At 70.6% G+C, this 9,123-nt stretch carries 7 protein-coding genes; 5 read left to right on the top strand and 2 right to left on the bottom strand.

The genetic code is table 11. From position 1 onward, the window contains the following. Window positions 1–10: 10 nt before the first annotated feature. Entirely contained in the window at window positions 11–523 is a 513-nt protein-coding gene (locus tag M3E84_RS11885; RefSeq protein WP_259896440.1) for a hypothetical protein, read from the bottom strand. An 82-nt stretch (window positions 524–605) separates the two neighbouring features. Between M3E84_RS11885 and M3E84_RS11890 the strand changes: the two genes are divergently transcribed. From M3E84_RS11890 to M3E84_RS11900, 3 genes are all read left to right on the top strand, one after another. Next, window positions 606–1,457 carry an NAD-dependent deacylase gene (locus M3E84_RS11890; protein WP_311200481.1) on the top strand — a complete coding sequence of 284 codons (852 nt, stop codon included), beginning with the start codon at window positions 606–608 and terminating at the stop codon, window positions 1,455–1,457. 274 nt (window positions 1,458–1,731) lie between these two features. Then, entirely contained in the window at window positions 1,732–3,261 is a 1,530-nt protein-coding gene (locus M3E84_RS11895; protein WP_259896442.1) for an APC family permease, read from the top strand. A 133-nt stretch (window positions 3,262–3,394) separates the two neighbouring features. Then, window positions 3,395–5,584 (top strand): MMPL family transporter, encoded by a 2,190-nt coding sequence (locus tag M3E84_RS11900; RefSeq protein ID WP_259896443.1) that lies wholly within the window; start codon window positions 3,395–3,397, stop codon window positions 5,582–5,584. 434 nt (window positions 5,585–6,018) lie between these two features. On the opposite strand, the gene M3E84_RS11905 is transcribed toward M3E84_RS11900, so the two are convergent. Beyond that, entirely contained in the window at window positions 6,019–6,894 is an 876-nt protein-coding gene (locus tag M3E84_RS11905) for a hypothetical protein (protein ID WP_259896445.1), read from the bottom strand. A 171-nt stretch (window positions 6,895–7,065) separates the two neighbouring features. Here M3E84_RS11905 and M3E84_RS11910 point away from each other — a divergent pair, with 171 nt between their 5' ends. Both M3E84_RS11910 and M3E84_RS11915 read left to right on the top strand, forming a co-directional pair. Continuing rightward, window positions 7,066–7,383 carry a glutaredoxin domain-containing protein gene (locus tag M3E84_RS11910; RefSeq protein WP_259896446.1) on the top strand — a complete coding sequence of 106 codons (318 nt, stop codon included), beginning with the start codon at window positions 7,066–7,068 and terminating at the stop codon, window positions 7,381–7,383. Window positions 7,384–7,683: 300 nt separating this feature from the next. Beyond that, entirely contained in the window at window positions 7,684–9,123 is a 1,440-nt protein-coding gene (locus tag M3E84_RS11915) for a sugar porter family MFS transporter (protein ID WP_259896447.1), read from the top strand.

Below are 9,123 nucleotides of genomic sequence, written 5' to 3' on the forward strand. Positions count from 1 at the left end.
CCCGAGGGCCTCACTTGCGCAGGGGCGAGGATCCCTTGGCGGAGGCCTTCGACGTCGACGACGACCGCGCGGATCCCGGCACGGCGGTGGAGCCGGCACGGGAGTAGGCCTTCTTGTCGCCCTTGCCCGGCTTGCCGTCGCGGGCGAGCGAATCGGACGGCGCTTCGACGGGCTGGCCCTCGGCATCGCGCACGACCTCTGCCTCGGCCTCGCGCTCGTCATCGTGCCGGACGCTGCGCTCCGAGCCCGTGCGGCGTCCCGAAGCCGCCGCATCGCGACGGGCCAGACGCGCCCGCTCCGAGCGCTGCTCCGCTCCCGGACGGGACGCCACACGACGGGTGCCGTCGGTCCTCGTGTCGGGGACCTCAGTGACCGCCACGGCCACCACGTTCAGGCCCAGGCCGGCGAGACCCAGGATCCAGCCGAGGACGGCCCAGCCGACGCTGAGGAGCAGCAGCGCCAGGAGGATCAGCCCGAGCGAGGTCAGGACGGCGGGGGTGAGGCGTCGGAAGTCGAACTTCATGCGCCCATTCCATCACAAGCACCGCCGCGGCGCCGGGGCCGCATGGGCTCGCGGCCGGGGCGAGTCGCCTACCGTGGGGGCCATGAGCACCGATCAGGATCCCGACGAGTCCCTGTCCCAGCGCGCCGGCCGGCTCAACGCCCAGCTGCAGGCCATCGGCCCCGACGTCCTCGATCTGTGCCGCTCCGCCGCCAAGGTCGCGGTGCTCTCGGGCGCGGGCATCTCAGCCGAATCCGGCGTTCCCACCTTCCGCGCCCCGGAGACGGGACTGTGGGCGCGGTACTCGCCCCAGGAGCTGGCGACCCCGGAGGCGTGGGAGGCCGACCCCGAGCTCGTCTGGGCCTGGTATATGCAGCGAGCGCGATATGTCCGCCAGTGCGCGCCCAACGCGGGGCATCGGGCACTGGTGTCGTGGAGCGAGTACGCCGAGGTCACCATCGCGACGCAGAACATCGATGACCTCCACGAGCGCTCCGGCTCGGACGGGGTCAGCCACCTCCACGGCTCCCTCTACTCCTTCCGCTGCTCCCACTGCGGCCGGCCGGCGGATCAGTGGCAGGTCGCCGACCTGCGCCTGGATGAGCCACCCTTGGATGAGCCGCGGCCCGAGGCGCCGTCGGAGTGCCTGGAGTGCGACGGCCCGCTGCGCCCGGATGTCGTGTGGTTCGGCGAGGCCCTGCCGGAGGGCGCCTTCAACGACGCCGAGTCCGCCATGGCCTCGGCGGATCTCGTGCTCGTGATCGGGACCTCGGGGCTCGTGCAGCCGGCGGCCTCGCTGCCGCTGACCGCCATGGGCCTGGGCGTCCCCGTGGTGGAGATCAACCCGGAGCCCACCGGCTTCACCGCACATGCCGATCACTCGGTGCAGCTGGCCTCCGGCACCGCGCTTCCGCTGATGCTCTCGGCGGCCCGGCGCAGCCCCGGCAGGGCCTGAGGCTCTCTCCGGGGCGGGGCGGATCGCGGCCGTCGTCGGGCCCGCGCGCTCCAGGCGCCATGGGGTACGTCGGGATCGGCGGGGCCCCCCTCGACCCCTGCCTCCACCCCTGCCGAGGAACTCATCGCTGCGGGACACGGCGCAGAGAGCGCATCCCGCCGCGAGTAGCCGTACAGTGGCCGCACCCTGTGGGTCCCGTCACAATCAGCTGTGACGACGACAGCGCACCACCCGTCGCCAGGGCCCCTTCGGCAACTGTCCCCGGGAGCACCCAGTGAGCACCAATCAGCGCGGCACTGAGCCGTCCGACCCCCACGGCACCTCCACCGACGGCAGCGCACCCGTCGAGAGCAGCGACCTGGCCAAGGTCATGGGCCCCGGCCTGCTGCTGCTGTTCATCGTCGGCGACATCCTGGGAACGGGCGTCTACGCCCTGACCGGCAGGATCGCCGGCGAGATCGGCGGCGCGGCGTGGGCCCCGATCCTGCTGGCCTTCTTCGTCGCCACGGTGACCGCGTTCTCCTACCTCGAGATGGTCACCAAGTACCCCGGCGCCTCGGGTGCGGCTCTCTACACGCACAAGGCCTTCGGGATCGGCCTGCTGACCTTCATGGTCACCTTCGCCGTGCTGGCCTCCGGCCTGACCTCCGCCTCCACGGCCGCGCGCACCGTGGCCTCGAACCTGGTGGCCGGCTTCGGCTGGGAGGACCCGCCCATCACGGCGGTGACCCTCATGGCTGTCGGCTTCATGGTCCTGCTGATGCTGATCAACCTGCGCAGCGTCAAGGAATCCCTGATGCTCAACGTGGTGCTGACCTGCATCGAGCTCTCCGGACTGGCCATCGTGATCCTCATCGGCCTGTGGGCCGCGACCCAGGGCAACGCCGACTTCTCCCAGACCATGATCTTCGAGACCCAGGGTGACAAGTCGATCTTCCTGGCACTGACCGCCGTGACCTCCCTGGCCTTCTTCTCCTTCGTGGGCTTCGAGGACTCCGTCAACATGGTCGAGGAGACCAAGGACCCGCAGAAGAACTTCCCGCGGATCATGCTCATCGGCCTGTGCATCACCGGCGCGGTCTATGTCCTGGTCTCCATCCTGGCCGTCGCCGTGGTCCCGATCGGTGTGCTGGGCGAGTCCACGACCCCGCTTCTCGAGGTCGTCAACGCAGGCGCCCCCGGCATCCCGATCGGCACGATCTACCCGTTCCTGACCATCTTCGCGGTGGCGAACACGGCGCTGATCAACATGCTGATGGCCTCGCGCCTGCTCTACGGCATGGCCGCTCAGGGCGTGCTGCCCGGCTTCCTGGCCAAGGTCAGCGCCAAGCACTCCGTCCCGTGGGCCTCGGTGGTCTTCACGACCGTCCTGGCCGGCGCCTTGATCCTGGTGGTCGGGCAGGTCATGGCCAAGGAGACCGCCGCGGCACTGGGCGGCACCACCGCTCTGCTGCTGCTCGGCGTGTTCGCCGTGGTCAATGTGGCCGTGATCGTGCTGCGCAAGGACCGCTCGCGCGAAGGGACCGGCTACTTCAAGGCGCCGACCGTCATCCCGTACATCGGCGCGGCCACCACGCTGTTCCTGATCGGCCCGTGGGCGCAGGACGTCATCGAGTACCAGATCGCCGCCGTCCTGCTGGGCGTCGGGCTGCTGCTCTCGGCGATCAACTGGGCGTACAAGCGCTTCGTGAAGCACGAGCCCATGGGCTTCGAGAACACCCAGGCCATCGCGGCCCTCGGCCAGGGGCCGGAGGACCACGACTCGCACGGCGGCTCGTCCGCGCACGAGCACCACAGGAAGTGACCTGTGCCCCGCCGCGCGCGGGGTGCAGCTGCCGGTCAGGGGCCCGTAGGATCGATCCGACGGGTCCCTGACCGCTGTCGCGTCGCAGGCTCGTGAGACAGTGAAGGGCCTTCCCAGCGAATCGAGCAGAAGCGTGAACCCTCCAGCAGAGCACCGCCGCCCGTGGGCACGCACCCTGATCGCCCCGGCCCTGATCCTGATCTGGCTGGCCGTGCTGATGCTCGGCGGACCGTTCTTCGGGCGGATCTCGGAGGTCTCCACCAACCAGCAGAGCTCGTTCCTGCCGCAATCGGCCGAATCCACCCAGGTCTCGGACCGGGCCGGCGACTTCACCGAGGACCCCTTCCTGCCTGCCGTGGCCGTGGCCCAGCGCGACTCCGGCCTCACCGACCAAGACCGGCAGTGGGCGCAGGAGCTCTCCGACTCCCTCGTCGACGAAGGCATCGCCGTCCAGCAGCCCTCCCCGCCCGTGGTCTCGGAGGACGACAAGGCGCTGCAGCTGTTCGTGCCCATGGACGAGAACGACTTCGGGGACCAGGTGGCCCAGCTGCGAAGCGCCATGGCGGACCAGGCGCCCGAGGGCCTGACCACAGCCGTCACGGGCCCCGCCGGCTTCGCCAGCGAGCTGGCCGAGGGCTTCGCCGGAATCGACGGCATCCTGCTGCTGGTGGCCCTGGCGGTGGTGTTCGTGATCCTGGTGGTCGTCTACCGCTCGCCGCTGCTGCCGGTGCTGGTGCTGATCACCGCCATGGCGGCGCTGTGCGCGGCGATCGTGGTGGTCTACCTGCTGGCCTCGGCTGGGCTGATCCAGATCAACGGGCAGGTGCAGGGCATCCTGTTCATCCTGGTCGTGGGTGCCGCCACCGACTACTGCCTGCTCTACACCGCCCGCTACCGCGACGCCCTCCACGCCCATCGCAGCACGCGCCAGGCCACCGGCGAGGCGCTGCGCGGCACGATCGAGCCCGTGCTGGCCTCGGGCGGCACGGTGATCGCCGGGCTGCTGTGCCTGCTGGTCTCGGACCTGGGCTCCACTGCAGCGCTGGGGCCTGCCGCGGCCACCGGCATCGTGTTCTCCATGCTGGCCGCGCTCACCCTGCTGCCGGCTGCGCTGATGCTCATCGGGCGCGCGGCCTTCTGGCCGGCCCGTCCCCGCTTCGAGGAGCAGGGCCCTCAGGCCCTCGAAGTCCGCCCCGATGCCCACGGGCATGCCGTGGAGGGCAGCGGCCTCTGGGCGCGGATCGGCCGGTTCATCGCCAGACGCCACCGCCCGGTGTGGATCCTCTCCACCCTGGTCCTGCTGATCGCGGCGGCCTTCGCCCCGCAGCTGCAGGCCTCGGGGCTCAAGCAGTCCGAGACGCTGATCGGCGAATCCCCGGCCGCCGACGGCCAGCACATCCTCTCCGAGCACTTCCCCGGCGGCTCCGGATCCCCGATCACGGTCATCGCCCCGGAGTCGCGCATGGATCAGGTCGCGGAGGAGGCGGAAGCCCTGGATCCCGTGGGCTCCGTGACGGTCACGGCCCTCGACGCCCCGCAGGGCTCCATCCCGCTGGGCTCGGCGGCCGCTCAGCTCGAGTCCGCTGCCCCGGGAGCGAATCCGTTCGAGGGGGTCTCCCCGACCGTCGTCGACGGCGACGTCCAGATCCAGATCACCAGCACCACCGACCCGGATGCGGACGAGACCTTCCAGGCCGTCGAGACCCTGCGCTCCGAGCTGCACGAGCTCGATCCCGACATCCTGGTCGGCGGCGAGACCGCCAGCACTCTGGACACCAATCACGCCGCCGAGCGCGACCGTGCGGTGATCATCCCCATGATCCTGGCGGTCGTGCTGGTGATCCTCATGCTGCTGCTGCGCTCGGTGCTCGCGCCGGTCCTGCTGGTGGTGCTCACGGTGATCTCGTACGCCTCGGCGCTGGGCGTCAGCGCGCTGGTGTTCAACCACGTGCTCGAGTTCCCAGGCTCGGATCCCTCGGTGCCGCTGTACGCGTTCGTGTTCCTGGTGGCGCTGGGCATCGACTACAACATCTTCCTGATGTCGCGGGTGCGGGAGGAGTCCCTGGAGCACGGGACGCGCGCCGGCGTGCTGCGGGGAACGGTGCTGACCGGCGGTGTGATCACCTCGGCCGGGATCGTGCTCGCGGCGACCTTCGCCGCGCTGGCCGTGATCCCCATCGTGTTCATGGTGCAGCTGGCCTTCATGGTGGCCTTCGGCGTCCTGCTCGACGCCCTGCTGGTGCGCTCCCTGCTGGTGCCGGCCCTGACCTACGACATGGGCCGCATCATCTGGTGGCCCCGCCACCGCCGCCTGGCCCCCTGACCCGTCTTCTCTCGCCTCACGCCTACGTATCTCTGCGCGCTCTGTCCCGTGGCTGCGCATTTGCGCACGCAGGGGCGCTCTCTTGCCCATCCCGAGATCCCGCTTCCGTGCAGCTGGCCCGCCGAGATCCCGCCCAAATGCGCCGATCCTCCGAATACGCGCACGGAAACGGGATCTCGGCATATGGCCCGTGCGCAGCTGTCTCGCATGGCCTCGGAGACGGCCGCTCCTCGCGCCGACGCGCCTCAGTGCGCCTGGAACAGGGAACAGCGCACCTGCGGACGTAGGCGCGGGGGCTGGGCTGCGTGCGCACATGCTCTCTGGGCGCATGAAGGCGCAGGGAGGCACGTAGGCGCGGGGAGGGAGGGCGCGGGGAGATGGACGAAGGGCGCCTCCCCCCTGGCAGGAGAGGCGCCCTTCGGCGGGGAGTCGGATCAGGCGGCTGCGTCGTCCTCGCGGATGACGGGCAGCTCCTCGGTGACGGGGCCGTCGTCGAGGTCTCGGTGCGCGGAGGCCGCCGCGGTGCTGCGGGACTCGGAGCGGGCGTAGGCGGTCTCGGCGTCGCTGTAGCGCGGAGCCTGGCGGTGAGCCAGCTTGCGGTCCGCGCGCGGGAGGCCCCAGCCGAAGCGCTCCGCCATGGCCGGAACGACCCGGTTGGCCAGGCCGCAGCCCAGCACCACGCCTGCCCAGGCGACCGGCAGGGCCAGCACGACATCCAGCACGTAGGCGGACGACGTCAGCAGCGCCGACAGCGCCACGGCCAGGCTCACGCCGGCACCGGTGAGCAGAACCGCCATGCCGGAGACGTGGCGCCGCGAGGCCACCAGGAACGACAGGGAGATGCCGATCGCGGCGCACACGGCGGCCGAGGGCAGCGAGGAGCCGACCTCGGCGGTCAGGACGCCGTCGCCCAGGCCGGGAGCGGGGCGGCCGATGATCTGCTGGGCGGTGCTCGCCACCACGACCATGGTCACCGCGGTCACGGCGAAGCCCACGGCGTCGCGGGCGCTGCGCTTGAAGAGCGCCAGCCACGCGGTCAGAGCGGCGATGATGCCGTAGACCCAGGGGGCGGAGAAGATGCCGTTGACGAAGCCCGCGACGGCCATGACAAGGCCGGAGCGAGCGGGCTCGAGTGCCGAGAGGACCTGGGACTCCGCGGCGCCGACCTCAGGTGTGAGACTCACGATCCGCCCGATCGCGCCGATCGCCAGGACGACGATCAGCGGGACGATGATCCAGTGCTCGAGCTGGGGCAGGTGCCAGGTAGCCCGGTCCGGCGAGGGGGAAGAAGACTGCGCCGGGGTAGACATTCTTCGATTCTGGCATTCATCTGCCCCTGGACCTGGAGACACAGCGTGGAATGACAAGAATCCGCAGGAATTTTTCGTCGTTTCCACAGCCGGTGTCATGGTGCGGGAACAACGGTCGGGCTTCGGCGGCTGGGATCCTAGGACCCGCATCGCCCATCGAAGGAGGCCCTCATGGCTCTCGACTCCCGCCCCAGCGCCGATCAAACCACCGCCCTGCAGCACATCGCCGACGGCGGCGCGGTCGTCTACTGGCGCCCGGGCTGCGGCTTCTGCGCCGCGCTGGACCGCTCGCTCGGCGAGACCGGCGACCGCGCCCTGTGGGTGAACATCTGGGAGGACGACGCCGCCAAGAGCTACGTCGAGGGCGTGAACGACGGGAACGCGACCGTGCCCACGCTAGTGACCACGCAGGCGGGGTTCGTGGTGGCCACTCCGGAGGAGCGCGCCCTGGCCGCGACGGCGCTGGAGCAGGCCACGCCCGCGGCCTGAGCAGCCGCCGAGGACACAGCCCCCGGAAGGCACGGGCGCCGATGACCCGGTGATCACGGCGGCCGGGCCCCGACCGGACCGCCCGAGCGCGTCGCCCACCGGCGGCGCACTCAGTCGTTGCGGCTCGGATGCCTCATCTGATGGACATCTGCAGTGAGCGCGCCTAGCCTGTGCCCACTGTTCACCCGCGGTTCACTATGGACGACCCTCCTCGCCCAGCCGCGGCGGAGCGCGGCCGACCCCGGCCCGAGCGCCAGGGCCAGCCCGCCACCACGTGCTCGACACAGCGAAGGAGCTGCGATGTCCACCTACACCTCGCCGATGTCCCTGGGGGGACACACGGCCAACATGGGCGCGGTCCTGCGGATCAGCCTGGTGGCCGCCATGGGCGGCTTCCTCTTCGGCTACGACTCCGCGGTGATCAACGGCGCCACCGGCGCCATGCAGGAGTACTTCGACGTCTCCCCCGGCGCCCTCGGCTCGGCGGTGGCCTCCGCGCTGCTGGGTGCGGCCGCCGGTGCGTTCTTCGGCGGGCGCCTGGCCGACAGCCTCGGCCGCGTCAAGGTCATGCGGATCGCAGCGATCCTGTTCCTGTTCTCGGCGATCTTCTGCGCCTGGGATCCGTTCTTCACCGACGGCACCGGCGGCTTCGCGTGGCTGATCCTCTGGCGCGTGGTCGGCGGCCTGGGCGTGGGCGTGGCCTCGATCATCGCCCCGGCCTACATCGCCGAGGTCGCCCCTGCTGATGTCCGCGGCCGTCTGGGCTCGCTGCAGCAGCTGGGCATCGTGACCGGCATCTTCGCCTCCCAGATCGTCAACCGCATCATCGTGGGCGTGGCCGGCTCTGCCGACGGACATGTCTTCGGCGGCATGGACGCCTGGCGCCTCATGTTCCTGGTCTGCGCCATCCCGGCCGTGCTCTACCTCGTGGGCGCGTTCATGATCCCCGAGTCCCCGCGCTGGCTCGTTGCCCAGGGCCGCCGCGAGGAGGCGCTTCAGGTCATGACCCACCTGCAGGGCCAGGTCGCTGCGGAGCACCGTCTCGGCATCATCGACAAGACCCTGGACTCCGAGCGCAAGCCGCGCTTCTCGGATCTGCGCGGCGCTGCGGCCGGCCTGAAGCCGGTCGTGTGGGTGGGCCTGGGCCTGGCCGTGCTGCAGCAGCTGGTCGGCATCAACGTGATCTTCTACTACTCCAACCAGCTCTGGCAGTCCGTGGGCTTCCAGGAGTCGGACGCCTTCACGATCTCCACGATCACCTCGGTGACCAACGTGGTCGTGACCCTGGTGGCCATCGCCCTGGTGGACAAGATCGGACGCAAGAAGCTGCTGCTGATCGGCTCGACCGGCATGGTGGTGACCCTGGGCACCATGGCCGTCGTGTTCTCGACCGCCACGATCACCGACGCCGGCCCCGTCCTGGGCGACACCGCCGGCCCGATCGCGCTGGTGGCCGCCAACCTGTACGTCGTGTTCTTCGGCGCCTCGTGGGGTCCGGTCATGTGGGTCCTGCTGGGCGAGATGTTCCCCAACAAGATCCGCGGCGCGGCGCTGGCCGTGGCCGGTCTGGTGCAGTGGCTGGCCAACTGGGCCGTCACCGCCTCCTTCCCGGTGCTCTCCGAGGCCTCCCTGGTGCTGGCCTACGGCCTGTACGCGTTCTTCGCGGTGGTGTCGCTGATCTTCACCGCCAAGATCGTCCGGGAGACCAAGGGCGTGGAGCTCGAGGACATGCTGGACTGA

Origin of the sequence: Kocuria sp. p3-SID1428 (assembly GCF_025149945.1) — a bacterium.
GTDB lineage: Bacteria > Actinomycetota > Actinomycetes > Actinomycetales > Micrococcaceae > Kocuria.